The 25,411-nt window shown below is 27.2% G+C and carries 24 protein-coding genes and 2 pseudogenes; 22 read left to right on the plus strand and 4 right to left on the minus strand.

The window, feature by feature from the left end; genetic code table 11:
• Positions 1 to 16 precede the first annotated feature (16 nt).
• The 7 genes from cobM to cobT all read left to right on the plus strand — a co-directional run bounded on the left by cobM (position 17) and on the right by cobT (position 8,082).
• Positions 17 to 775 (plus strand): precorrin-4 C(11)-methyltransferase, encoded by a 759-nt coding sequence (cobM, locus tag BM027_RS11465; RefSeq protein WP_090091813.1) that lies wholly within the window; start codon positions 17 to 19, stop codon positions 773 to 775.
• A gap of 182 nt (positions 776 to 957) precedes the next feature.
• Positions 958 to 2,193, plus strand: coding sequence for a cobalt-precorrin 5A hydrolase (gene cbiG, locus BM027_RS11470; RefSeq protein ID WP_090091951.1), 1,236 nt, complete (start codon positions 958 to 960; stop codon positions 2,191 to 2,193).
• A gap of 838 nt (positions 2,194 to 3,031) precedes the next feature.
• Positions 3,032 to 4,717, plus strand: a complete 1,686-nt coding sequence (locus tag BM027_RS11475) for an AAA family ATPase (protein ID WP_090091815.1) — start codon at positions 3,032 to 3,034, stop codon at positions 4,715 to 4,717.
• A 167-nt stretch (positions 4,718 to 4,884) separates the two neighbouring features.
• Positions 4,885 to 5,625, plus strand: a complete 741-nt coding sequence (gene cobJ / locus BM027_RS11480) for a precorrin-3B C(17)-methyltransferase (RefSeq protein ID WP_090091817.1) — start codon at positions 4,885 to 4,887, stop codon at positions 5,623 to 5,625.
• The gene (locus BM027_RS11485; protein ID WP_090091819.1) at positions 5,622 to 6,389 is read left to right on the plus strand and encodes a cobalt-precorrin-6A reductase; all 768 of its coding nucleotides are present in this window, start codon (positions 5,622 to 5,624) and stop codon (positions 6,387 to 6,389) included. The genes cobJ and BM027_RS11485 overlap by 4 nt, the downstream gene beginning before the upstream one ends.
• 96 nt (positions 6,390 to 6,485) lie before the next feature.
• Positions 6,486 to 6,890, plus strand: coding sequence for a bleomycin resistance protein (locus BM027_RS11490; protein ID WP_090091821.1), 405 nt, complete (start codon positions 6,486 to 6,488; stop codon positions 6,888 to 6,890).
• Between the two features lie 40 nt (positions 6,891 to 6,930).
• Entirely contained in the window at positions 6,931 to 8,082 is a 1,152-nt protein-coding gene (gene cobT, locus BM027_RS11495) for a nicotinate-nucleotide--dimethylbenzimidazole phosphoribosyltransferase (protein WP_242943323.1), read from the plus strand.
• Between the two features lie 175 nt (positions 8,083 to 8,257).
• Here cobT and BM027_RS11500 read toward each other — a convergent pair whose 3' ends face one another.
• A complete protein-coding gene (locus tag BM027_RS11500) occupies positions 8,258 to 9,664 on the minus strand; it encodes a peptide MFS transporter (RefSeq protein ID WP_090091823.1) in 1,407 nt (468 codons plus the stop codon).
• A 324-nt stretch (positions 9,665 to 9,988) separates the two neighbouring features.
• Here BM027_RS11500 and BM027_RS11505 point away from each other — a divergent pair, with 324 nt between their 5' ends.
• The gene (locus BM027_RS11505; protein ID WP_090091826.1) at positions 9,989 to 10,216 is read left to right on the plus strand and encodes a hypothetical protein; all 228 of its coding nucleotides are present in this window, start codon (positions 9,989 to 9,991) and stop codon (positions 10,214 to 10,216) included.
• Positions 10,217 to 10,262: 46 nt separating this feature from the next.
• Here the strand turns inward: BM027_RS11505 and BM027_RS11510 are convergent.
• Positions 10,263 to 10,697, minus strand: a pseudogene (locus BM027_RS11510) (multidrug resistance efflux transporter family protein); the annotation flags it as partial.
• On the opposite strand from BM027_RS11510, the pseudogene BM027_RS11515 reads away from it, so the two are divergent.
• The 7 genes and pseudogenes from BM027_RS11515 to BM027_RS11540 all read left to right on the plus strand — a co-directional run.
• Positions 10,687 to 11,100, plus strand: a pseudogene (locus tag BM027_RS11515) (cupin domain-containing protein); the annotation flags it as partial. The pseudogenes BM027_RS11510 and BM027_RS11515 sit on opposite strands and share 11 nt — an antisense overlap.
• Before the next feature lie 222 nt (positions 11,101 to 11,322).
• A complete protein-coding gene (putP, locus tag BM027_RS11520) occupies positions 11,323 to 12,798 on the plus strand; it encodes a sodium/proline symporter PutP (protein WP_090091830.1) in 1,476 nt (491 codons plus the stop codon).
• Positions 12,799 to 13,204: 406 nt separating this feature from the next.
• The gene (locus BM027_RS18570) at positions 13,205 to 13,513 is read left to right on the plus strand and encodes a lysozyme inhibitor LprI family protein (protein WP_242943324.1); all 309 of its coding nucleotides are present in this window, start codon (positions 13,205 to 13,207) and stop codon (positions 13,511 to 13,513) included.
• Between the two features lie 408 nt (positions 13,514 to 13,921).
• Complete coding sequence (locus BM027_RS18815) at positions 13,922 to 14,023, plus strand: hypothetical protein (protein ID WP_341465525.1); 102 nt, start codon at positions 13,922 to 13,924, stop codon at positions 14,021 to 14,023.
• A gap of 49 nt (positions 14,024 to 14,072) precedes the next feature.
• Complete coding sequence (locus BM027_RS11530; RefSeq protein ID WP_242943325.1) at positions 14,073 to 14,534, plus strand: DUF421 domain-containing protein; 462 nt, start codon at positions 14,073 to 14,075, stop codon at positions 14,532 to 14,534.
• Between the two features lie 413 nt (positions 14,535 to 14,947).
• Positions 14,948 to 15,994, plus strand: a complete 1,047-nt coding sequence (locus BM027_RS11535) for a MerR family transcriptional regulator (RefSeq protein WP_090091832.1) — start codon at positions 14,948 to 14,950, stop codon at positions 15,992 to 15,994.
• A gap of 186 nt (positions 15,995 to 16,180) precedes the next feature.
• Entirely contained in the window at positions 16,181 to 16,630 is a 450-nt protein-coding gene (locus BM027_RS11540; RefSeq protein ID WP_090091834.1) for a hypothetical protein, read from the plus strand.
• 440 nt (positions 16,631 to 17,070) lie between these two features.
• Here BM027_RS11540 and BM027_RS11545 read toward each other — a convergent pair whose 3' ends face one another.
• A complete protein-coding gene (locus BM027_RS11545) occupies positions 17,071 to 17,721 on the minus strand; it encodes a glycosyltransferase (RefSeq protein ID WP_090091836.1) in 651 nt (216 codons plus the stop codon).
• 543 nt (positions 17,722 to 18,264) lie between these two features.
• Positions 18,265 to 18,921: a hypothetical protein gene (locus BM027_RS11550; protein WP_090091839.1), complete on the minus strand. Its 657-nt coding sequence runs from the start codon at positions 18,919 to 18,921 to the stop codon at positions 18,265 to 18,267.
• A gap of 1,017 nt (positions 18,922 to 19,938) precedes the next feature.
• Between BM027_RS11550 and BM027_RS11555 the strand changes: the two genes are divergently transcribed.
• From BM027_RS11555 to cobD, 7 genes are all read left to right on the plus strand, one after another.
• Positions 19,939 to 20,469 carry a cob(I)yrinic acid a,c-diamide adenosyltransferase gene (locus BM027_RS11555; protein ID WP_090091842.1) on the plus strand — a complete coding sequence of 177 codons (531 nt, stop codon included), beginning with the start codon at positions 19,939 to 19,941 and terminating at the stop codon, positions 20,467 to 20,469.
• A gap of 156 nt (positions 20,470 to 20,625) precedes the next feature.
• Entirely contained in the window at positions 20,626 to 21,159 is a 534-nt protein-coding gene (locus tag BM027_RS11560) for a bifunctional adenosylcobinamide kinase/adenosylcobinamide-phosphate guanylyltransferase (RefSeq protein ID WP_090091844.1), read from the plus strand.
• Between the two features lie 130 nt (positions 21,160 to 21,289).
• A complete protein-coding gene (locus BM027_RS11565) occupies positions 21,290 to 22,048 on the plus strand; it encodes an adenosylcobinamide-GDP ribazoletransferase (RefSeq protein WP_090091846.1) in 759 nt (252 codons plus the stop codon).
• 87 nt (positions 22,049 to 22,135) lie between these two features.
• Positions 22,136 to 22,516 (plus strand): P-loop NTPase family protein, encoded by a 381-nt coding sequence (locus BM027_RS11570; RefSeq protein WP_090091849.1) that lies wholly within the window; start codon positions 22,136 to 22,138, stop codon positions 22,514 to 22,516.
• Complete coding sequence (locus BM027_RS11575) at positions 22,509 to 23,111, plus strand: histidine phosphatase family protein (RefSeq protein ID WP_090091852.1); 603 nt, start codon at positions 22,509 to 22,511, stop codon at positions 23,109 to 23,111. The genes BM027_RS11570 and BM027_RS11575 overlap by 8 nt, the downstream gene beginning before the upstream one ends.
• Before the next feature lie 178 nt (positions 23,112 to 23,289).
• Positions 23,290 to 24,240 carry an adenosylcobinamide-phosphate synthase CbiB gene (gene cbiB / locus BM027_RS11580; protein ID WP_090091855.1) on the plus strand — a complete coding sequence of 317 codons (951 nt, stop codon included), beginning with the start codon at positions 23,290 to 23,292 and terminating at the stop codon, positions 24,238 to 24,240.
• A complete protein-coding gene (cobD, locus tag BM027_RS11585) occupies positions 24,233 to 25,306 on the plus strand; it encodes a threonine-phosphate decarboxylase CobD (protein WP_090091858.1) in 1,074 nt (357 codons plus the stop codon). The genes cbiB and cobD overlap by 8 nt, the downstream gene beginning before the upstream one ends.
• The last annotated feature ends 105 nt before the right edge of the window (positions 25,307 to 25,411 follow it).

Raw genomic sequence — 25,411 nt, forward strand, 5'->3', positions numbered from 1 at the left:
AAAGAGGAGTGGTAAGATGGTTTATTTTATAGGAGCAGGACCTGGATCTGTAGATTTAATTACAGTTAAGGGAAGGGATTTGTTAGAAAGAGCTGATGTTGTAATATATGCAGGTTCTTTAGTTTCTAAAGAACATCTAGAGTATTGCAAGGGAGACGTTCAAGTTTATAATTCAGCTAATATGACATTAGAAGATGTAATGGAAATTATGACTATGGAAGATGCAATGGGAAAGTTAGTTGTTAGATTACATACAGGTGATCCATCAATATATGGAGCTATAAGAGAGCAAATGGTGGAGCTTGATAAATTTAATATAAGATATGAAGTTGTTCCAGGCGTTAGTTCATTTACAGGAGCAGCAGCAGCAATAAATAGAGAATTTACACTTCCAGGTGTAACTCAAACAGTTATTTTAACAAGAGTTGAAGGAAGAACTCCTGTCCCAGAAACAGAAGATCTTGAAGCTTTAGCAGCTATTGGAGCATCTATGGCAATATTCCTTTCTATTTCAATGATAGATAAAGTTGTTGATAAATTAAGATCTGGATATAAAAAGAATGTTGCAATTGCTGTTGTAGAGAGGGCAACATGGGAAGATGAAAGAATAATAATGGGACATTTAGATGATATAGTTGAAAAAGTTAAGGAAAATAACATTACTAAGTGTGCTCAAATATTAGTTGGAGATTTTATTGATAGTAATTTTGATAAAAGTTTACTATATGACAAGAGCTTTTCTCATATGTTTAGAGATGCTGAGGATATAAAATAATGAACAAAAATTTCTTTACAGAACAAGCAACAAGTAATAAGAAAATCTGTGAAGCAAATGATGATTCAACTAAAAAACCTGATAAAGAATTATTTATCAATGATGATATTTTAGATGTTAATAAAGATGGTTTGATTAAAAGTAGTATAAGTATAATTTGTCCATCTCCTAAAGGTAAGGAGATGGCATCTTTTCTTCAAAAAGCTTTAAATGCAAATCTTTATATAAAAGAAGCTTATAAAGTAGATGACACCAATTTACCTGAAACTACATTTAAAAATATTGAAGATGCAAAAGAAACTGAGAATGAGGTAAAGGAAACTGGTAAAGAAGATGATTCTAATTTATCTGAAACTATAGTAAAAGATTTTGAAGTAGTAAAGAAAAGTGCTGATTCAAAAGAAATTCATTATGAGGTAAAAGAAACTGATAATGCAGAAAAGATTAATGAAAAAGAAAATATAGATATAGAATGTGAAATACTAAAACAATCTAATGAGATTTACAAGATATCAAATTTTAAGTTAAGTGATGTTACAGAAAAAGCAGTTAAATGCTCTCATAGTATTATATTTATAGGATCAACAGGGATTGCAGTAAGGGCAATATCTCCATTTATAAAAACAAAGGATATAGACCCTGGAGTTGTTGTTGTTGATTTAGCTAATAAATATTCAATAAGTTTATTATCAGGACACTTAGGTGGAGGAAATGAATTAGCACTTAAAGTGTCTAAGATTTTAAATAATATTCCTATAATAACTACAGCAACGGATAATTTAGGAATAGTTGCACCTGATATTGTTGCAAAGGATAATGACTTAATTATTGAGGATTTAAAAAAAGCAAAGTACATAGCTTCTATTTTGGTTGATGGAAAAACAGTTGGAATAAAAGATGATTATAATAAAATTGAGATAAGTAAGGGCTATGAAAAAGTTGAAGAATTAAGAGAAGATTGCATTTGGATAACTCATGATTTGAAATATGATAAAGAATATAAATCAGATTATTCAAATATACTAAAATTAATAAAGAAAGATTTAGTTTTGGGGATAGGCTGTAGAAGAAGTACTCCTTACAAAAAATTAAAGCAGTTTATAAATGAAAGTTTAGAAAAATACAATCTTGATATAAGAGCAGTTAATAAAATTGTATCTGTAGATGTTAAAAAGGATGAAGAAGGTCTTATTAAGTTGGCAGAAACACTTAATTGTCCATTTAAAACATTTGAGAGAAAAGACATACAAACTGTTCAAGATAAATATGAAAAAAGTGAATTTGTACTTAAAACCCTTGGAATAACAGGAGTATGCGAACCTTGTGTAGACCTTGCAGGAGCAAAAGTTATTATTAGTAAGATAAAACATGAAGGTATGACTTTAGCTATTGGAGTATTAAAAAATACATTAACATAAGGCATGTTCTATAATATGCCTTATATAGGGGGGATGAATATGTACAATACAATTGCCTTAATACCAATGATATTAGTTTTAGTATTATGGGGACTAGGTATTTATGCACTTATTTTATTAATTAAGGCATTAAAGATTTATATTAATAAAAATTCTTAGTATTTATAATGATAAACATAAGGCATATAAAATAAAAAAAGCTCGTCAAAGAAAGAAACTTTTTAAAACATTGTAATAAAAAAATAGCGTGTAGCAGATAAGCCACATTAAAAAATCGCTATGTTTTAAAACCGTGTTGATATTGTTACATATTGTTCAGCGTGCTAAAGAATTGATATAGGAAACTCGACTCATATTCATTCGCTGAGTAAGTTCGAGCAGCAAAATATAAAATTTTGACTCTCACTTAAGAACATCTAAATGAGTATAGTCCTATTCCAGCTTGTTCCAAAAACAAGTTTCGGACAAGCAACTAATATGACAATACTCATTAAGAGTTCTAAAAGTCCAATTCTAATGCACACTTCACAAAAATGTAACAATATCAACACTATATTAAAACAAAGCCTAAAAAATAAAAGACTAGTATGCATATCTGTTGTTTTTTCGTGTACCTAATATTATTAAAAGACAGTAAAATTGGCTATAATAATGTATAATTAAAGTAAGGGACATTTTAAAAAAATAATAGACCAATTAGGTTGTTTATTTTGATTTATACTGAGTGGTGGGCTATTAATTGAACTTACATCTTTGCTCATGTACCCAATAGACCACGCATATTTGGGCTATTATTTTTATTTGTGTATAAAATTGAAAAAGAGAGAAGGTGCATCAAATGAAAAAAAATATACAAGTAGGAATCTCTGATTTTAAAGAATTAATAGAAGGAAATAATTATTTTGTAGATAAAAGTTTATTAATAAAAGAGTTCTTAGAGAATGGAGCAAAAATAATATTAACTCCTAGACCAAGAAGATTTGGTAAAACATTAAATTTAAGCATGCTTAGATACTTCTTTGATATAAGAACTAAAACAGATACTAAAGATTTATTTAATGGATTAAAAATAGATAACGAAAAAGAGATAATGAAACTTCAAGGGGAATATCCTGTTATTTTTATTACATTTAAAAATCAAAAGCACCTGTCATATGAAGATTTTAAAGATGGAATTCAGATGTTATTATCTAATTTATACAAAGAGCATGACTATTTATTAGAGAGTGACAAATTATCAGAATTTGACAAGGATGATTTCAAAGAAATAATTTCTAGAAAAGCACAAGTAGGAATATTTTCAGAGGGAATAAGCAATCTCATGGGATATATGTATAAGCATTATGGAAGAAAAGTAATGCTATTTATAGATGAATATGATGTACCAATTCAAGAAGCATATATACGTGGGTATTACAATGAAATGATTGTTTTAATTAGAACTTTGTTAACATCAGCACTTAAAGATAATGAATATGTTGAAAAGTCATTGATAACAGGGATACTTAGAGTTGCAAAGGAGAGTATTTTTTCAGGACTTAATAATTTAGAAGTGGATACTATTTTAGGATATGACTTTAATGATAAATTTGGATTCACTGAAGAAGAAGTTGAGCAATTATTGAATTACTACAATGCAATGGATGATATAGATGATATAAAAAAGTGGTATAATGGATATGTTTTTGGTGGGAAAATAATATATAATCCTTGGTCTGTTTTAAATTATTTAAAAAAGAAAAGAGAAGGCTTCATGCCTTATTGGATTAATAGTAGCAGTAATGATTTAATAAAGAAATTATTACTTAAAGGTGATAACAATATGAAGCTTGAACTTGAAGAGCTTATAGAAGGAAATTCAATAAGTAAAATAATTGATGATAGCATAGTTATGTCAGAGGTTGAAGATTCTAATGAAAACATTTGGAGTTTTTTACTTATGAGTGGATATTTAAAGGCAGTTAAGACAGAAAATATAAGAGGAAGACTACATTGTGAACTTAAAATTCCAAATGAAGAAGTTCATATCTTTTATGAAAATTTGATTGAAAAATGGTTTAAAGAATCAATGACAAGTCAAAAATATGAATTGATGTTAAAGACTTTAGTAACTGGTGACATAGAGATTTTTGCAGGATTATTTAAAGAATTTGTAATAAATAATATAAGTTACTTTGACGTATCAGGAAAAGAACCAGAAAGAGTTTATCATGCATTTGTACTTGGAATGCTTATATCACTTTCAAAAAGTTATGAGGTTAAGTCAAATAAAGAAAGTGGATATGGAAGATATGATGTTATGATAATCCCTAAAAATATTTCTAAAATAGGAATTATTATTGAATTTAAGAAAATTGATGATTTCTTAAACGATACAATAGAAGAAGGAACACAGAAAGCATTAAAGCAAATTGAAGATAAGAAATATGAAACAGAATTATTAGAAAAAGGAATACAAGATATAGTAAAACTTGCTATTGTTTTTAAAGGGAAAGAAATTAAGGTTACTCAAGGAAATAAATAAAGCATTGTAAAATAAATAACTAGTCAAATAGATTAGCATACTGACTTGTTATTTTTTTTGCATGTCTAATATTGTAAAAATCAATGTTCTTTTAAATTTGCAGTATTTTTTATTTTATAATAAGATATTGCTAATTATAAAAAATAAAAAAGGATGGTAATTTAAATATGGGAAAACTTAGAGTTATAGGAATAGGACCTGGAAGTATTGAAAATATGAGCTTAAGAGCTTTAAAGGCTATTGAAAATAGTGATGTAATTGTAGGATACAATAAATATATAGATATGATAAAAGATTTAGTAGAGGGAAAAGAAGTTTATTCAACAGGAATGATGGGGGAAGAAGATAGATGCAAGGAGGCTTTAGAACTTTCTAAAGATAAGAATGTAGCACTTATAAGTACTGGAGATTCAGGAATTTATGGAATGGCTGGATTAATTCTTGAACTTAGAAAAGATGAAGAGGTTGAAGTAATACCAGGAATTACTGCCTCAAGTTCAGCAGGATCAGTAGTTGGAGCACCACTTATGCATGATAATTGTAATATTAGTTTAAGTGATCTTATGACACCTTATGAAGATATAAAGAAAAGAGTAAAGTTAGCTGCAGAAGGTGATTTTGTAATTTCTCTTTATAATCCAAAAAGTAAAGGAAGAAATAAGTACTTGATGGAATGTATTGATATAATTAGAGGATTTAGAAAAGATTCAACTCCAGTTGCAGTTGTAAGAAATGCTTTAAGAGATGATCAGAATTATACATTAAGCCAAATAAAAGATTTTGATGATTCAACTGTAGATATGATGTCTATTGTTATAGTTGGAAACTCAAAGAGTTATTTGAAAAATGGATATTTTATAACACCAAGAGGATATGCTAGTAAGAAAAGGGATGTTTCAAGAAGATGATAGGATTTATATTAGGAACATCAGAAGGAAGAAAAATTTTATCTTTAATAAATAAATATACTGAGGATATTGCTGTTAGTACAGCTACAAGTTATGGTGGGGAACTTCTTAAAGAATTTAAGATTAAAGATTTAAACACAAAACCTTTGAATAAAGAAGAAATGTTAAATTGGATAAAGTCTAACAAAATAAAAGTTTTAGTTGATGCTTCTCACCCTTACGCTAAAGAAGTTACTAAAACTGCTTTGGAATGTGCAAATGAGCTTGAAATTCAATATGTGAGATATGAAAGATTAGGTGCACTAGAAAATATTACTGGTGAAGATATAATAAGAGTTAAAAATTATGATGAAGTTATTGATAATATAAAAAAAATAGAAGGAAATATTTTAAACACTACAGGTGGAAATAATGTTTCTAAGTTTGTAGATATAGACTTTAATTATAGAATTATACATAGGATTCTACCATCGCCTAAAGTTTTAACAAAGATAGTAGATGCAGGAATTAAAATTAAAGATATAATTGCACTTCAAGGACCAATATCTTATGAACTTGAAAAAGCGTTTATAGCTCAATATGATGTAAAAGCAATTTTAACTAAGGATAGTGGAATTGAAGGTGGAGTGATAGAAAAACTTAAAGCGGTAAGAGACAACAATATTAAATTAATAGTAATAGAAAAACCTAAGTTTCAGTATGATTTAGTATTCAATACTGAAGAGAGCTTGATAAAATTTTTAGTTCATGAATACAAACTTTAAATGAAAAAACTCTAAGTTTATTTTATACGCTGATAGAAGATTATAGTGTTAGCATTGATGTGAATTTGTAAATTAAAACAGAATGGAGTTATTAAGATGATTTTCAATAAAATGGTGCCTGAGTTATCTGTTAGTAATATAAATGTATCAAAAAAATTCTATGTTGAGATACTTGGATTTAAGGTAGAGTATGAAAGAAAAGAAGATAAATTTGCTTTTATTTCATTTGATGGTGTTCAACTCATGCTAGATGAAGGAATTAATGGGAGCTGGAGTACAGGAATGACAGAATATCCATTTGGTAGAGGAATTAACTTTCAGTTTTTTGTAAAAGATATTGAGAAAATTATATTGAACTTAAATGATAATAACATAAAATTATTTAAAGAACCTGTTATCAGTGAATATAGAATAAATTTAGAAAAACAAATATTTAAAGAAATATTAGTACAAGATCCAGATGGATATTTATTACGATTTTCAGAGTTGCAACAAAAGTAATTTATAATTATAAAGTGAAATATGTTTTGGGGGATATAAAGTGAAAAATTATAATGAGGAATCAAATAAGATAATTGATAAAAACCAAAATGAAAATAGATTAAGAGAAATAATTGATCAAATAGAAGATATAAATAATGAAATTGTGGTAAAGGCAAATGAAAGGATGAATTCACTTGCTAAACCTTTAAATAGTCTTGGAAAACTAGAGCAGATGGCGGTTAAGCTTTCAGGAATTACAGGAGAAATAAAGAACACATTAGATAAAAGGGCAATAATAATAATGTGTTCTGATAATGGAGTTGTTGAAGAGGGAATTGCATCAGCACCTCAATATGTAACTCTAGCCCAAACAATAAATTTTACTAAGGGATTAACAGGGGTTGCGGTAATTGCTAAAGCAAATAATACAGACTTAAAGGTAATTGATATAGGAATTAATAGTGACTTTGAACATCCTTTAGTATTGAATAAAAAGATAAGAAAATCAACAAATAACATAGCTAAAGAAAATGCAATGACTTATGATGAAGCTATTAATGGAATTTTGATTGGAATAGAAGCTGTTAAAAATGCAAAAGAAGAAGGTTATAAAATTCTTGGAGTTGGAGAAATGGGAATAGGAAACACTTCAACTAGTAGTGCAATTTTATCATCACTTACAGGCTATAAAGTAGAAGATGTTGTAGGATATGGTGGAGGAATTTTAGAAGATGCTTTTAAAAAGAAAATAGCAGTAATAAAAAGAGCCATAGAAATAAACAAGCCTAAAATAGATGATCCGATAGATGTGATAGCTAAAATTGGAGGCTTTGATATAGCAGGCATGACAGGGGTATTTTTAGGAGCAGCATATTATAAAGTGCCAGTAGTAATTGATGGATTTATATCAGTAGTTGCAGCACTTTTAGCTTTTAGGTTAAATAAAAAAACAAGAGATTATATGTTTACATCTCATGGCTCAAAAGAGCTTGGATTTAAAGTTGCAATGAAAGAACTTAATTTGCAAGCAATCTTAAATTTAGACATGGGACTTGGAGAAGGAAGTGGATGCCCACTGGCTTTTTCAATTATGGATTCAGCTTGTGCTGTAATGAATAACATGGCTACATTTAAAGAAGCGGAAATTAATGATAGTTATTTAGATGAATTAAGGGCTATTCAAAAAAATAACAAGAACATTATCAACTAGATATAATTAAGATCGATATTATATTTATTAAATATCTTATAACAATAAACATTATCATATATTATCAAATGATAATGTTTATTTTGCGTTAATAAGATAATAATAGATAAACAGTATATTTAGAAAAAAAGCGTACTAGTAAAAAGTATCTTACTAGTACGCTTTCTATATAATATTATTTCATCATTGCTACTAATCTCTTATTTAAAGTTAATAGTATTAATCCTATAACGATTGAAATTACAGCTATTCCACCAAATATTTCTAAGTGTCCTAAAGTTTCAGTGTATGCAGCAACACATCCTGCTATTTTATTACCAACAAAACTACTTAATAACCATACACCCATTAGGAATGATGCAAGCTTAGCTGGTGCTAATGAACTTACCATTGAAAGTCCTACTGGTGATAAGCAAAGTTCTGCAATTGTATTAAGATAATAAGCTCCTACTAACCATAACATGTTAGCTTTTACTGCAGTATCAGTTACATTTCCGCCTCTTTGCATAACAGCTCCTACCATTAGTAAGAAACCAACACCTAACATTATCAAACCAATTGCCATTTTTGTAGGAATGCTTAAATCCCCTTTTTCTCTGTTAGCTAATTTAATCCACAATTTTGATATTGGTATTCCCATTAATATTATAAATAATGGATTTAATGATTGGAACCATGAAACTGGCATCTCCCATACACCAACTTGTCTGTTTATGTAATCTTGAGCATAAATTGTAAGTGAACTTCCAGCTTGCTCAAAGCCTGTCCAGAAAATTATAACAAAAGCTGCCAATATACATATAACGATAGTTCTATTTTTTTCTTGTTTAGTTAAAGGTCTATTTACTGTTTCTTTATCTACAATGTTTTTTGCTTTGCCTACTGCTGTTTTACCAATGTCTCCAAGATATCTGTCTGACAGTAAGTTAAATAATATTTGTCCTATAACCATACCAATACCAGCAACCAAGAAACCATATCTAAATCCGTAATGTATAATTTCTCCTGCTTGTTTTGTTACCATTATTTTTTCAGCTAAAGTACCACATATAAGAGGAGATATAAATGATCCTACATTTATTCCCATATAGAAAATAGTGAAGGCGGCATCTTTTCTTTTATCTCCTTCAGGATATAAGTGTCCAACTAGTGTTGAAATGTTTGGTTTAAAGAAACCATTACCAATTATAAGTAAAAATAATCCTAGATATAACGCCGTCATACTTTGATTTGAAAATAATACAAATTGACCTATAGCTATTATTATTCCACCAATAGTAATAGCTTTTCTTTGTCCTATATATCTGTCAGAAATATATCCACCAACTATTGGAGTAAGAAATACAAGTGATGCAAACGTACCGTACATATTTAATGCTGATGCTTTGTCAACACCAAGACCACCTCGTACAAATTCTGTAGTTAAATACAGTACAAGTAAGGCTCTCATTCCATAGTAACTAAATCTTTCCCACATTTCAGTGAAAAATAACAAATACAATCCTGGTGGGTGTTTCATCTTGCTTGTTTTATTCTCTGAAACTTCATTCGTCATTTCACCATTTGTCTGTCTAAGTTCCATAATCAACCTCTTCTTTCGCTCATTTTTAATAATATTGTAATTTTAACAATTAATTTGACATTTCGCAAGTTTTAAATTGCATTTTTATGAACAAATGAATTATTCTTCATACTTTTGTAATGTATAAATATACATTATAAAAATTAATTAACATTTATCTTTCACAACAAAAACTTCATACAATTATTATTTTATTATTATAGTTATGAGTTTATTTGCAATTACTTATAATAACAATTTTTTTATTAAAGAATAGACAACTATATTAAAAAATATATTTATTTGATAATTATTCATTTTTAAAAAAATTATACATGTCACATTATGAAAGATTTCAATAAATTTCCTGCACTTTTTATACTCAAATTCAAATTTTCAGATAAAGTTAAAGCTATAGTTTTGTTCTTTGATAGGTTAACAGATGAGGAATTAAAGGCTATTAAGCCTTGGATAAAGAATACAACTGAAGAAAAACTAGCACAAAAGGATACAGAAGTTTTAGATTCAGATAAGAAGGAGTTTATAAGTATGGTAGCAAGTAAAATTGAATAAATAGTGGGATATGTTTGACCTACACAAAGCATATCGAGACTAATTTCTATGATTCAATAATACTATTTAAAATCATTCCAATAACCACGAGTAGTATTCCTATTAGACTAATAAATGTTGGAATCTTATCATGAAATATAAATACTCCTCCGATCACTGTAAATATTACCTCACCAGACTGTGTTGATTCTATGACTGCTAACTTATGTGTATCACTGCTTACTATATCAGTTGCTTTAAAAAATAGTATTGTAGCAATAATTCCTGAGAAAACAGCAACTATTAAAGACTGAAATATTTGTTCTTTACTTGGTAAACCAACAGATAATACGCCAGAGATTGATATGATTACCCAAAATGGCATACTGCATAGTGTCATACCAAAAACTCTTTGAAAGGTATTAAATCTATCACCACAAACCTCCATCATTTTACGATTACCAAGTGGATAAGAAAATGCGGCTAAAATAACAGGTACAATACTATGGAAAATTGCAACTGGATTAAAAGTATCTTTTTCATTATTCATTGATGAAAATCAAGATGATTTGAAGGTAATATATCAAAATGACATTAGTCCAATAATAGAAGATGATAATAGAATGAGGTTGTATCCAATATTTCCATTTGATGCGAATAAGGGCTTTGAAATATTCACCATAGAGTTGGAACCAGGCTGTAATCATATATCTACTCCTCATAATGATGGTGTAGAAGAATACATTATAGTTACTGAAGGTGAAATTGAAGTGGATATAAATGATAAAAAATTTATATTACAAAAGGGTAATTCTATTAGATTTATGGCTAATAAGCCACATACATATAAGAATATAAATCAAAATATGTCAGTATTCCAAAATATAATACTTTATTTTAAATAATATAGTTAATACGTAACCTTCTTATATGGTATAACAGTAAAAATATTCCACATACAAATCAATAACTTTTGGCTGTGTTTGTAAAATTAATTGTCCATTATTAATTAATATGATAATATATTCATATTGTTTTTATTAAAGAGTTATTTTATTTAAACATATTTAAACAATATTGAAAAATTATCATTATAAACAAATGACTAATTGAAAGGAGATTTTAATATGAAATTATGGTCTATGATTGCTATTGCAGTTTATATACTTATTTTGTTTGTGATAGGGTACTATTCTTACAGAAAAACATCTAATATTTCAGATTATATGCTAGGTGGTAGAGGACTCGGACCTTTGGTTACAGCACTATCTGCTGGTGCAAGTGATATGAGTGGCTGGATGCTTATGGGACTTCCAGGTGCAGTCTATTTAACTGGCATTTCCAGCATCTGGTTAGGGGTAGGATTAACAGTAGGAGCTTACTTAAACTATCGTTTATTAGCTCCAAGGTTTAGAGTTTATACAGAACTTGCAAATGATTCATTAACAGTTCCAGACTATTTAGAAAATCGATTTAAAGACAAATCTAATATGCTTAGACTTGTATCAGGTATAATAATACTTGTTTTCTTTGTTCTTTATGTTTCATCTGGGGTTGTAGCTGGTGGAAAATTATTTGAAAATACTTTTGGGTTAACTTATACAATGGGTGTAGTAGTTACCCTAGCAGTAGTTGTTATTTATACATACTTTGGTGGATTTTTGGCAGTAAGTCTTACAGATTTCTTCCAAGGAACTCTAATGTTTATTACATTAATAATGGTACCAGTTGTAACATTTATGAACATAGGTGTAGACCCTGGAACATTTGCAAATAGAATCAAAGATATTGATCCTGCATTGTTCGATATATTTAGAGGAACAAGTGTAGCTACTATTCTAAGTTTTTTAGCTTGGGGACTTGGCTATTTTGGGCAACCACATATTATTGTTCGTTTTATGGCAATTAAATCTCCAAATGAATTAAAATCAGCAAGAAGAATAGGTATTGGTTGGATGGCAATAGGTCTTTTAGGTTCAGTTGCAAGTGGTCTTACAGGACTTGTTTATTTTACAGAACACAAAAGTCCATTAAGTGATCCAGAAACAGTTTTTCTTCGACTTGGAGATATTCTATTTCATCCGTTCATTACAGGAATCATACTAGCTGCAGTACTTGCTGCTATTATGAGTACTATTTCCTCTCAACTTTTAGTTTGCTCAAGTTCTATTACAAAGGACTTTTACTTAACATTTTTTAATAAAGAAGCTTCACAAAAAGAACAAATGTTAATAGGTAGATTATCTGTGCTAGTAGTTGCAGCGTTTGCTACAATTTTTGCATACTTACCAAATAAAACTATTCTTGATATAGTTGGGCAAGCGTGGGCCGGTTTTGGTTCAGCGTTTGGACCAGTGCTTTTATTAAGCCTTTATTGGAAGAGGATGACTAAATGGGGAGCACTATTTGGTATGATTGTTGGAGGATTAACAGTTATTTTATGGATTAGTTTTGGTTTATCTGGTTACATATATGAGATGATTCCAGGATTTTCACTATCACTTATATCTGTTATAGTTGGTAGTCTTATGACTAAAAAACCGGATGAGTCCATTAATAAAGATTTCATTAGTATGGAAGAAATATTAACAAATATGAATTAAAAAAGAATTATTGTGTATTAAATAGCACCCCATTAAGTAGATATAACAAAAGAAACTGTTGTAAAATCTATTTAGTGGGGTGATTTGAATGAAAAAAAAGACAATGTTATGTTTAATTTTAATAGGATTAGTCAGTTTTAATTTTATAGGGTGTATGAGCAATAATTAAAATACTAATCAAAATAGTGAACAACAAGAAAGTATATCTAATAAAAATAGTAAAACTGATGAAAAAGATACAAATACAACTGATAATAACCCAGATACTAAAATTTGTGGAAATAATAAAATAACAGATAATCAAGGAAAAGATAAAGTAGTAAAAGAAAATAATGCTGATACTAAGATTACACAAGAAAGTAAAAAGAAAATATATAAGGACAAGTTAGATAATATTGAGTTGAGTATGAAGGATTTAGAAGATTTATATGGAGGCAGTACTCTAGAAATGAAATCAGCAGCGAGCCAAGAGTACCAAAGATGGGATAATGCTTTAAATGAAATATATGATGTATTAAAGCAACAACTATCATCTGATGAGATGAACAAATTAAAGAAAGAAGAAATTAAGTGGATATCAGACAGAGACAATAAAGCTAAAAAGGACTCGTTAAAATATGAGGGTGGAACAGCGGAGTCATTAATATATGGAACATCTTTAGCACAAACAACTAAAGAGAGATGTTATGAATTAGTTGAAAAATATATGAAATAGGGGTTGTCTCAGAATTACCAAGTGAAGTAATAACAAAGAAATAGAAATAACATTTATTAAAGAAGACTAGAAAAATTTCGCTAATAGTTTCTAACATTTAAAGTTGTACCCATAAAAGAATGCTCCTAATATGCATTAGGACAATCATTTATGGAACAACTTCAAATGAAGAAACTCTAAGCTCATTTTTCAATGCTTCTTACACAAATGTTATTTCTATTTCTTTTTTGAATATACATCATATCAGTAAATGATTTGTATTATGAGACAGTTCCATAAATTAAAATAATATAAATGGTAAATAATATAGGTAATAATTGATAAGGATGTGTTTAAATGAAAGTCTATTTAATCCTCTTTTTTAGGTCGGTTGTTACCTATTTTGTTTTGGTTGTTTTAACAAGAATTATGGGAAGAAAACAAATCTCTCAATTGACATACTTTGATTATGTGGTTGGAATAACAATTGGCTCGATTGCATCAGTAGCATCACTAGATAAGAAATGTTAATATGTTCGATGGCATTTTCTGCATTATTATATGGAGTATTCTCACAATATTGGTTTCGGAAATAACTTTAAAAAATATTAAATTAAGGTTATGGATAGACAGTGAACCGTTGTTAATTATAGATAAAGGGAAAGTTATTTATAAGAATATGAAGAAAGCCAGATATAACATTGGAGATTTATTAATGCAGTTAAGAGATAAGGATATTTTTTATATTACCGATGTAGAAATAGCAATATTAGAGCCAAATGGTACGCTTAGCGTTTTAAAAAAGGCAGAACAAACCATATTAACTGTAAAAGATATGAATATTAAGAAACCTAAAACTGGTATGATGATAGATCTTATTTTGGATGGTAAGATTTTATCTGAACATTTACCACAAATTCAAAAAAATGAAGCTTGGGTTATTGCACAATTAAAATCAAGAAATATTTATAATATTAAGGATGTAGTCTTTGCAGGTATTCAAGCAGATGAACAGATATATATTGTTACCAAGGACAATTAAATAATCATTCAACATAAAATACTATAATAAATATTTAATAGTTTTTATTTACATCGCTATGTTTTAGAAGAGTGTTGATATTGTTATATTTTTGTAAAGAGGACATTGAAATTGGACTTTTAGAACTCTTAATGAGTATTGTCACATTTTCTGCTTGTCCAAAAGTTTGTCTTTGGAGCAAGCTAAAATGGGACTGTACTCATTTAGATGTTCTTAAGTTCAATTTCTTAGTCGACTTTACAATATATAACAATATTAACACGGTGTTAAAATAGCGCAAAATATTTTAATAGCTCTTATTGACTTTAATCTAAGGAGAAGGTTTAAAATTATATTAGACACATTTGAAAAATAACAGACCAGTATGCTAGTCTGTTATTTTATTTAATGTGCATTAAAGGGGGAATGCAACTATGAGTAATGTATACAATATAAATGAAGTAGCTAAAATATTTAATATTACTACTAATAAGATTAGGTATTATGAGAAAAAGGGATTAATAGAACCTTTACGAGATATAGATAATGAGTATAGAAAATTTAATGATGAAGATATAATAAAACTTCAATCTATACTTCTTTATAGATCTATAGGTTTATCAATTAAACATATAAAGGATATATTAAACAATAGCAGTAACAATAATTATTTAAACCATTTTAATAACCAATATGAGATTGTTAATAGTGAAATTCATAAATTAACTGACATTCGAAAATCAATTGGCAAAATACTAGATAATATTTATGAGGCTGATGATTGTAGTATAGATAATAATATATTACATATTATAAAACATGCTGATGAGTTAAATAAAATCAGGGATAATTGGAAGGATAAATGGGATTTTGATAATTGGGCTACTTCATATGATAATGATGTATTAGAGGATAGAGGAGCATTAAAAATATATAAGAATTATAATTTAATATTGGATAATGTATATAAATTAACTATTGATTCAGAAATAAATAATCCATATATATTAGAAATAGGGGTTGGAACAGGTAATTTAGTAAGTAAGTTTTTAAATAATGATTTCGCTATAGTTGGAATAGATCAATCTAGAAAAATGTTAAATGTAGCTAAACAAAAATATCCCCAATTGAAAGTTAGATTAGGTGAGTTCTTAAAAATACCATATAATGATAAATGTTTTGATATTATAGTATCAACATATGCTTTTCATCATTTAAATAGTATGGAAAAATCTATAGCTATAGGAGAAATGATTAGAGTATTAAAAGATAATGGAAAAATAATTATAGGTGATTTAATGTTTGAAAGTAAAGAGGATGAAGAAAGAATTTTAAAAGGTTTATCGATGGAACAAATAGAGGAAATAAATGACGAGTATTATTCACATATAGATTTTTTACAAGATGAGTTTAAAAAGTTTAATAAGATATTAAAATATACTAGAGTAGATAATTTTAATTATATAATAGAAATGAAATAAATAATAAATATTATGGAAATATATAAGTTTTTTGCTTAGTCTTTTCACCTTGAAGCATCTTTTTATAGTAGGCTAATATAAACTTAAAGTGTATTTTTTACACATAATGTCTAAATTTGACTAATTATCGAATTTAAAGTAAAATAAACTGTGCAAAATTTATATAAATAAGGGGGTGAAAAATTTATGTATATTGTAATGTTTTTATTAGTAATTGGAATATCAATTATTGCAATGTTTCCACTTAAAGCTTTTTCTCAAAAAATATATAATGAGACTGGATACAATGCATTAAAGGGATTATCAAAGTTTTTAATGATTTTACTTGGATTTTTAAATATAATCTTCGGTGTTGTTGTTTCAGTTACTATAGAAAGTAAATACTATGGACTCCTAGCATTATCAGTAGGTATTCTTCTAGTATTATATTTAGGACTTATTTTTGTAAATAAAAAGGCTGGGATAAAATATTCAATTTTATTATCATTACTTCAAGGAGTTAGTGGTACTGTTTTTATAATTTTAGTTTTTGTTAAAAAAAGCTTATTAGGTGGTCTTGTTAGTGGACTTTTTGATATATTATCTGTAGATGAAAGTAAATATCAACCTTCTAATCAAAATAATACTTCTTTATAAAGTGAATATGCTGTATTTTTCTTTCATTGTACCTTTTATTAATGTACAAGTTATTGATTAAACTAAGTAAAAAGTTTTTTTGAATATATAATTGAAATGAAAATATGGATATATACTAAACATAATGAAGATAGATAAAAACCTAAAAAGAGGGCCTATATAGATTTGTTTAAATCCAAATCTATATAGGCTCTTATGTTTTGGTGTTTGAAGTTTGTTCGTAGGAATTATATCCTATCTATGCTAACATATTTGCCTTGTTTATAGTTTTAGGCATATTTAAAGAAAATAACAAGTCAGTCATCGTGACTTTTTTGTACTATACTGTGTCAGTAAAAGTAGCTAATAATGGCAATATTAATTGTCTTCACTTCATTGTCTAGTTCAAAAAAATTTTAAGAATCTTTGACTAATTATTTATTTTAATATGCCTTATAAAATTATTTGAATTTGTCTGGGAATTGTTTTATTATACCATCAGAAATCATATCGGCGAACTTAATCATATGGTCTTCACCCTTATCAAAAGATTCAATATCTAATTTCCAATCCTTATTTAATCTAGCAACAACTTCGTCTGTTGTTAATTTTAAATGTTTATATAACATATCTTGTAAAGTTGCATTAGACCAGTTAGGATTTGCACTAGATAAAAATTTAGAGATTTCATCTGCATTTTTATACCATAATTTATTATATTTTTCAAGGTCATCTTTATTATTACTCTTAGCAGCATCAACAACTTGACCTGCAATTGAAATATGTTCTCTTAAGAGTTCTGAAAGTTTTTTTCCTGCTTCTTCTCCGTAATATGGTTTAATTGAAGCACCGATGTCATCTTGATTTTTAAGTAATCTTTGTAATACAGCATCTTTATCTTCAAGAGATGCTAAATCGCTGATAATAAAATTTCTAGTCCATAAAACATGATCAATCCAAAGTTTTCTTTCTTCCATGTTTAAATTCATTGAAGCCTTATGTGGGGTGATTTTATCAGCACACATATTTTCTAGTGTATGTGCTTTACAAGGTATGGCTAATGTAGTAAAGCATAGAACAAATAATAGTAAAGTCGAAAAAATTTTTTTCATTATAATGTACTCCTTTTATTTTGGCTATGCCTTAATTGAATATTGATATTACAATACCAACACTGTTATAAAACATGACCTTTATTTTTTATAATTTATCTGTATTTTGTTCAAATAAAAAAAAATATATACTATGAAAATATTTCAATAAGGCATATGAAAGAAAAGAACAAGTCAAATATGTGACGTATATTTGGGGTCAGACAAGGAGGTAATGTTATCTCATAGCGTGCTATTAGCTAATATTACCGACATGAGTAGAGAACCAAAATCTATGATTTTGTGTGAATCACTTACTCAGCGAGTGTATACGAGTCGAGATTCCTTATGACGCAAAATAGACTAACATACTGACTTGTTATTTTTTGAATATGCCTAAAGTACTCAAAATTGGAATTTAATATATATAAATACAAAAGAGCACATATAATTCAAATTATTTACGGATATGATGTATATTTCTTAGTTATTACTTCACTTGATAATTCTGAGACAGCTCCATTTCCTTCAATAGCTATTTGTGAAAATTAGTTATTGAACAACCTAACTATATATATGTCTTATGACACTTTCATTATTTTTTGATGCTTCTATAATGCCTTTTGAATCCTTAACTTTTATGTTTTTATCAATTAAAAAGTTAAAGATTTGATTTAATTTCAAGTATGAATTTTCTTTATTCTTAAAGTAATCTAATGATAAATCTAATTGTATTTCTTTATCTTCTTTAGTTATTACTTTTATATAAAATGGATCTCTTAAATATGGCATATATGCAACTGGAGCATATGCAGTCAATGTAAGAATATTAGAAACATCCATAATTTTTTTCTTATAAAGTACACTAACTTCTTTGATATTTTCATAATAAACTACTTTTTCAAAATCTTTTTCCTTTCCAGATAGACCTTTTAAAAAACGTTTTAAAGAATTTTTATAATTATTACTATTAACATAAATAATTTTATCTTCATTTAATATCCAGTAATTAAAAAAATTATTTAAATACAATGGATAATATACTAAAATGTTAAAAACCATTACTGCTAATGCTAACAAAATAGAATATAGGAAAGACTCAGCTAATAAATAACAACAAAACCCAAAAATAAGCATAGCCAAAGAGGTAAATATTATTGGCGTTTTATTAATAAGTCTGCCAATAAAAAATGGTAATTTCAAATTATTATTATTTTTCATTAATATATCACCCTTTCTAAAATATATGTTTGAAATATTTTTTCCTTTAATAAATGATGTTGGATAATAATTTGATAATATAAAAATGTAATTATATTGTCTATATGATAACCATTTGAATTGATTAAACTTTCATAGTAATAAATATTTGATTTTAATATTACTTGAAAATATTTACTATATATATTATATGCTATAATAGTGCGAAATTGTTTGAATAGTTTTACAATTAAGGAAAATAATAATATAATTTTAATGTTAGATATAAACTAGTTCAAAATGATATTCAATAAAAATAGATTGAAAATAGGACAATTATTCTGTGTAGTAAATGTTTTTATAATTTGGAAAATTTAAGGATTCGTGGGCGAATTTGATATGAACGTCATGTAAAATGGGCAGTGTTAGCATATTTAGTGGATGAATTTAATAAAAAACAACAAGGAATAAAAACGAGAAAATGGGGCTGTCTCATAATACAAATCATTTAATGATATGATGTATATTCAAAAAAAGAAATAGGAATAACATTTGTGGAAGAAGCATTGAAAAATAAGCTTAGAGTTTCTTCATTTGAAGTTGTTCCATAAATGATTGTCCTAATGTATATTAGGAACAATCTTTTATGGGTACAACTTTAAAGGTTAGAAACTCTAAGCTTATTTTTCTAGTCTTCTTTAATAAATGTTATTTCTATTTCTTAGTTATTACTTCACTTGATAATTCTGAGACAGCCCCATTTCCTTCAATAGCTATTTATAAAAATTAGTTACTGAACAACTTAATTATGTATAAATAAGTACGATGAATTATTAAAGGAAATATATTATATTAAGTATAAATAATCCAATAATATTAAAGGTATTATTGGATTATGTTATAATTATCTTTAATAAGGGATATTTAAAAAAATAAGTTAAAGATTAAGGCATATGACGCAAAGTAGAGTAGCTGATTTACTTGTTACTTTTTAAATATGTCTAAAGCTTAAAATATAGAAATAAGGAGTCAAAATAAATGGAGTTAGGATTAATTCATATTTATTGTGGAGATGGTAAGGGAAAAACCACAGCAGCAATGGGGCTTGGAATAAGAGCGGCAGGAAGAGATAAGAAAGTATTACTTACTCAATTTTTAAAGGATAATAATACCGGAGAGCTAATCTCCATTGAAAAACTTGGAGAAAATTTTAAAGTTTTAAAAGGAGAGCCGGTAAAAAAGTTTTTTAAATTTATGTCAGAAGAAGAACAAATACACACTAAAAAAGAACATGAGGAAAGATTTAAAAAGGTTATATCAAAAGCTATTAAAGAAAATGTTGATTTACTTATCTTAGATGAGATAATTGCGTCAATTAATTTAGATTTAGTATCTTTAGAAGAGGTAATTAATTTTTTGAAAACTAAGCCTAAAGGTCTTGAGGTGGTTTTAACAGGGAGAAATCCTGATGAAAGGTTAGTTGAACTAGCAGATTATGTTTCTGAAATTAAAGCTATAAAGCATCCATATAATCAAGGAATTAATTCAAGGATTGGAATAGAAAAGTAAATTTTTTTAAATTTAGATATCTTTTAAGTGAATGTTGATATTGTAATATAAAACGCATGGACAGTGGGATTCACTTTATATTATAATAGCAACACTATTTTAAAACATAGCCAAGATTTAAAATTTAAAGCTGAAAGGTAGATTTTATAAAATATTATGAAATATTTAATAATTGGTGGATCTAAAAGTGGGAAATCAGGGGTGGGTGAAAGAATAGCTCTCTCTTTAAATAAAAATAAAGTAATATATATAGCCACAATGAAACCTTATGATACAGAAGATGAGAAAAGAATAGAAAATCATATTAAAAATAGGCATGGTTTAGGATTTGTTACTTTAGAAAAATATAGGGACTTAGATGAAATATTAAAAGATATAAGTGAAGAAGATACAATATTAATTGATAGCTTAACTTCACTTTTAACTAATGAAATGTTTGTAGAAAATGATATAATAAAGACTCCGTCATCAAAGATATTACATTATTTAAATGAAATTATGAATAAAGCAAAGAATGTAGTGATAATATCAGATTACATCTTTAATGATGCAATAGAGTATGATTGTATAACTGAGAACTTCAAAAGAGAACTTGGAAAAATCAACACAGAATTAGTTAGGGTTTGTGAAAATGTTATTGAATGTAGTTTTAATAATGTTAAATATCATAAGGCATATGAAATAAAATAATGAGTCAAATATGCAATGCATATTTTGAGTCAGAAAAAAGAGAAGAAAATAGTGAATTATTATTTTTTTAAATGTGCCTTAATTAATGAACCTATACAAATAGATAAAATAGAAAGGAATAGCTTAAATTATGAAAAAGCTTATTAAGGGACTACTTATGGCTCTAACAATGTTTACTATCATTCCAATGCCATATGTAGAGTGGGATGATGATGGAGCTAAAAATATGATGAAATTTTATCCTGTAATTGGACTAATTGTAGGAGCAATATGGATGGGAATTTATTATTTATTAAATTTATTAAACTGCTCAATAATTCTAAAAAGCATTTTACTTATGATAGTTCCATTTATTATAACTGGAATGTTACATTTAGACGGATTTATGGATGTTTGTGATGCAATTCTTTCAAGGAGAGATAAAGAAGAGAAACTCAGGATACTAAAAGATTCTGCAACAGGTGCATTTGCAGTAGTATCATTAGTTATCTTATTTTTTATTCAATTTGGAACAATGTATTCTTTTATAGAAAAAGGAATTAATCCAGTTGCTTTGATTTTAATTCCTATAGTAAGTAGGAGTGTGGTTGCATATTTACTGTTAAGTAAACCTACAATAAAACAGAGCTCACTTGGAGCATACTTTAAAAAGGGAACTAATATAATTGATAGGAGTATTTTATTAATTTCATTAATATTAGCATTTTTAGCTGCGTATATTTTTATAGGATATAAGGGTATGTTTATGGTTGGAATTATGGGGATTGCAATTACTTTAGCTACTGAAAAATGTATTAAAGAATTTGGTGGAATATCTGGAGATGTAGCAGGTTTTGCTTTAGTTAAAGGAGAAATAGCTGGGCTTTTAATATTATCTATTATTTTTTAAGAAATAGCTTTTTATAAACGCTATGTAATAATATCAACACGGTTTTAAAATATAACATTTTTAAAGTTATGAGAAAGGAGCAATTAAGTGATTTTAGTTTTTGGTGGAGCATATAATGGAAAACTCAATTTTGTAAAGGAAAAGTATAACTTAAATGAAGAAGATCTGTTTTTTTGCAAAGATGAAAAACTTAAATTATCTACTAAAGCGATAGTAGGGCTTCATATCTTCATTAAGAGTTGCATTTTAAAAGGAATAAATCCATTGAAATTTATAGAGGATAACTTAAATATGTTAGATGGAAAAATAATTGTTTGTGATGAAATAGGTTCTGGCATAGTTCCTTTAAAAAAGGAAGATAGAATATGGCGTGAAGAAACAGGACAAATACTGCAATTTTTATCGAAAAGATCAAGTAAGGTGTCTAGAATATTTTTTGGAATGGAAGAGGTATTGAAATATGAATGATATTAATCTATATTTGATAAGACATGGGAAGACTTATTGTAATAAAGAGGGATTATATTGTGGTAAATCAGATATTGCTTTATGTGATGAAGGAATATCTGATTTAATGTTAAAGAAAAAGGAAAATGATTATCCCGTTACTGAAACTTATTTTACTAGTGGATTAAAGAGAACTAATCAAACTTTAGAAATTTTATATCCTAAAGAAAAGTATGATGTTTTACCAGAACTATGTGAATATGATTTTGGTGAATTTGAATTAAAGTCATATGAGGATTTAAAAGATAATCGTGAATATCAAAATTGGATTTTAGATGATATTGGAACTATTAGTTGTCCAAGCGGAGAAAGTAAAAAACAATTTAGAGAAAGAATTGTAATTGGACTTAATAAGCTTGTAGAAGACTTAAAAAGCAAAAACAAAAAAAGCGCTTTGATTGTTACACATGGGGGAACTATAGGAACTTTATTAGAAATTTTATATGATGATGAAAAAAGCTTTTTAGACTGGCAACCTAAAGTAGGAGACGGGTATAAACTGAAGATATCTACTGGGGTACCATTTAAAATAATAAGTGTTACTGAGATATTTTAATAATTAGGCATATTTAAAAAAATAGCAAATCATATGCTTGTTTATTTTGAACATATTATATCTGCAAGTTCTACTAATAGTTAAGCTATAAGCAAAACTAAGCTCATTGTATGCTGCAAAATATAAGTTGAATGCTTACTAGTTATTTTTAAAAATATGCATAAAAGGTGGTTTATGAATGATAGAGATAACTATTGGATTTATTTTGGATTTATTAATTGGAGATCCAGAAAATCCATTTCATCCAGTTAGGATAATTGGAAACATAGCAAGTAAATTAGAAAAATTATTTAGAAATTTATTTAACAACTATTTAAAGTTAGCTGGACTTTTTGCGTGGATAATAATAGTATTATTAACTTTTGGAGTTAATATTTTGATAATAAATATAGCCACAAAGATAAACTTATATTTTGGAATGATTTTAGGCGGAGTATTAATATATTTTTGTATATCTTCTAAAGGATTAGTTGTAGAAGGATATAAAGTTATAAAATTTTTGATAAAAGCTGACATAGTAGGTGCTAGAAAGCAATTAGCATTTATCGTTGGAAGAGATACACAAAGCTTAGATAAACAAGCTATTATAAGAGCAGTAATAGAAACAATAGCAGAAAATATGTCAGATGGAGTAATAGCACCTTTATTTTATGCAGGACTTGGAGGAGCACCACTTGCTATGGCATATAAAGCAGTTAACACTTTAGATTCCATGTTTGGTTATAAAAATGATAAGTATATGGATTTTGGATATTTTCCAGCTAAGCTAGATGATGTATTTAATTATATTCCTGCTAGAATAACAGGGCTCTTAATAGTAATAAGTTCTGGAATTTTAGGTTATGATTATAAAAATAGTTTTAAGATTTATAAAAGAGATAGATATAACCATTCAAGTCCTAATAGTGCACATCCAGAAGCAGCTATGGCAGGAGCACTCGGTGTGGAACTTGGAGGATCAAATTTTTATTTTGGCAAGTTAGTAGAAAAACCTACAATAGGAGAAAAAATAAAAGAAATATCAATTGAGGATGTTAATAAAACAGCAAAAATTCTTTATTTTACAGCTAGCTTAGGTTACATATTATCAATAATTATAAATAGTATTGGAGGATATATTTGTGGCTAACTTAGGACATGGAGGAAATACAAAAGAGATATCTAGAAAAAACGGAATAGACTATAATAAGATAATGGATTTTTCATCTAATATTAACCCTTTAGGAATGTCTGATAAAGCTAAGGCATCAATAATTGAAAACTTAAATGAAGTAGAGAAGTATCCTGATATAACTTATTTTGAATTAAAAAGTGCAATAGCAAAGTTTGAAAATATTAATAGTGATAATTTTATTTTAGGAAATGGAGCAGCAGAGGTATTATTTAATGTAGTTAGAGCGTTAAACCCTAAAAAGGTACTAATTCCTGTTCCTACTTTTTCTGAATATTATGAAGCTACAGAAGCAATTAATGCAGAAATAAATTTTTATAATATAAGTGAAAAAGATAACTTTAGTATAAGAAAAGATATATTAGATTATATAAATGAAGATTTAGATTTGATTTTCATATGTAATCCTAATAATCCAACAGGGGTAGTAACAGATAAGGACTTATTAAGTGATATTTTAAAGAAAGCAAAGAAAACTAAAACTACTGTTTTAATAGATGAATCATTTTTAGATTTTATAAAAGAAGATTTATCTATGATTTCTTATATAGAAGAATATCAAAATTTGATTATAATAAAGTCACTTACTAAATTTTTTGCACTTCCAGGAATGAGAATTGGATATGGAATAAGTAGCAATAAAGAGTTAAAAGATAAAATAGAAAAGATAACTCCGGCTTGGAACATAAATATATTAGCAGATATAGCTACCAGAGCATCACTTGAAGATAAAAACTATATAAAAAAAACAATTGATTTTATGGAACATGAGAAGACTTTCTTATATAATGCTTTAAAAGAAATAAAGGAATTAACAGTATATAATCCAAGCGTAAATTTTATATTATTTAAGATTAATGTAAAGATTAATTTAAAAGAAAAACTTTTAAAGGAAAATATATTAATAAGAAGTTGTAGTAATTATGAAGGGTTAGATGATTCTTATTATAGAATAGCAGTAAGAACTAACGATGAAAATATTATATTAATAAAAAGTCTGAAAAATATTCTTAATATGTGTTAAAATATGTAAATAGGATTAAAATATTACGCTTTGTTTTAAGAACGTGTTGATATTGTTATATAAAGCTCGTGGACAGTGAAATTTACTTTGAAAACTCTAAAATGA

Source organism: Clostridium uliginosum (assembly GCF_900112485.1).
GTDB lineage: Bacteria > Bacillota > Clostridia > Clostridiales > Clostridiaceae > Clostridium > Clostridium uliginosum.

Bases quoted from the DNA above. Each gene is read 5' to 3' on its own strand.
- cobM (WP_090091813.1), top strand. From the start codon at position 17: ATGGTTTATTTTATAGGAGCAGGACCTGGATCTGTAGATTTAATTACA.
- cbiG (WP_090091951.1), top strand. From the start codon at position 958: ATGGCATCTTTTCTTCAAAAAGCTTTAAATGCAAATCTTTATATAAAA.
- BM027_RS11475 (WP_090091815.1), top strand. From the start codon at position 3,032: ATGAAAAAAAATATACAAGTAGGAATCTCTGATTTTAAAGAATTAATA.
- cobJ (WP_090091817.1), top strand. From the start codon at position 4,885: ATGGGAAAACTTAGAGTTATAGGAATAGGACCTGGAAGTATTGAAAAT.
- BM027_RS11485 (WP_090091819.1), top strand. From the start codon at position 5,622: ATGATAGGATTTATATTAGGAACATCAGAAGGAAGAAAAATTTTATCT.
- BM027_RS11490 (WP_090091821.1), top strand. From the start codon at position 6,486: ATGATTTTCAATAAAATGGTGCCTGAGTTATCTGTTAGTAATATAAAT.
- BM027_RS11500 (WP_090091823.1), bottom strand. From the start codon at position 9,664: ATGGAACTTAGACAGACAAATGGTGAAATGACGAATGAAGTTTCAGAG.
- BM027_RS11505 (WP_090091826.1), top strand. From the start codon at position 9,989: ATGAAAGATTTCAATAAATTTCCTGCACTTTTTATACTCAAATTCAAA.
- putP (WP_090091830.1), top strand. From the start codon at position 11,323: ATGAAATTATGGTCTATGATTGCTATTGCAGTTTATATACTTATTTTG.
- BM027_RS18570 (WP_242943324.1), top strand. From the start codon at position 13,205: ATGAAGGATTTAGAAGATTTATATGGAGGCAGTACTCTAGAAATGAAA.
- BM027_RS18815 (WP_341465525.1), top strand. From the start codon at position 13,922: ATGGGAAGAAAACAAATCTCTCAATTGACATACTTTGATTATGTGGTT.
- BM027_RS11535 (WP_090091832.1), top strand. From the start codon at position 14,948: ATGAGTAATGTATACAATATAAATGAAGTAGCTAAAATATTTAATATT.
- BM027_RS11540 (WP_090091834.1), top strand. From the start codon at position 16,181: ATGTATATTGTAATGTTTTTATTAGTAATTGGAATATCAATTATTGCA.
- BM027_RS11545 (WP_090091836.1), bottom strand. From the start codon at position 17,721: ATGAAAAAAATTTTTTCGACTTTACTATTATTTGTTCTATGCTTTACT.
- BM027_RS11550 (WP_090091839.1), bottom strand. From the start codon at position 18,921: ATGAAAAATAATAATAATTTGAAATTACCATTTTTTATTGGCAGACTT.
- BM027_RS11555 (WP_090091842.1), top strand. From the start codon at position 19,939: ATGGAGTTAGGATTAATTCATATTTATTGTGGAGATGGTAAGGGAAAA.
- BM027_RS11560 (WP_090091844.1), top strand. From the start codon at position 20,626: ATGAAATATTTAATAATTGGTGGATCTAAAAGTGGGAAATCAGGGGTG.
- BM027_RS11565 (WP_090091846.1), top strand. From the start codon at position 21,290: ATGAAAAAGCTTATTAAGGGACTACTTATGGCTCTAACAATGTTTACT.
- BM027_RS11575 (WP_090091852.1), top strand. From the start codon at position 22,509: ATGAATGATATTAATCTATATTTGATAAGACATGGGAAGACTTATTGT.
- cbiB (WP_090091855.1), top strand. From the start codon at position 23,290: ATGATAGAGATAACTATTGGATTTATTTTGGATTTATTAATTGGAGAT.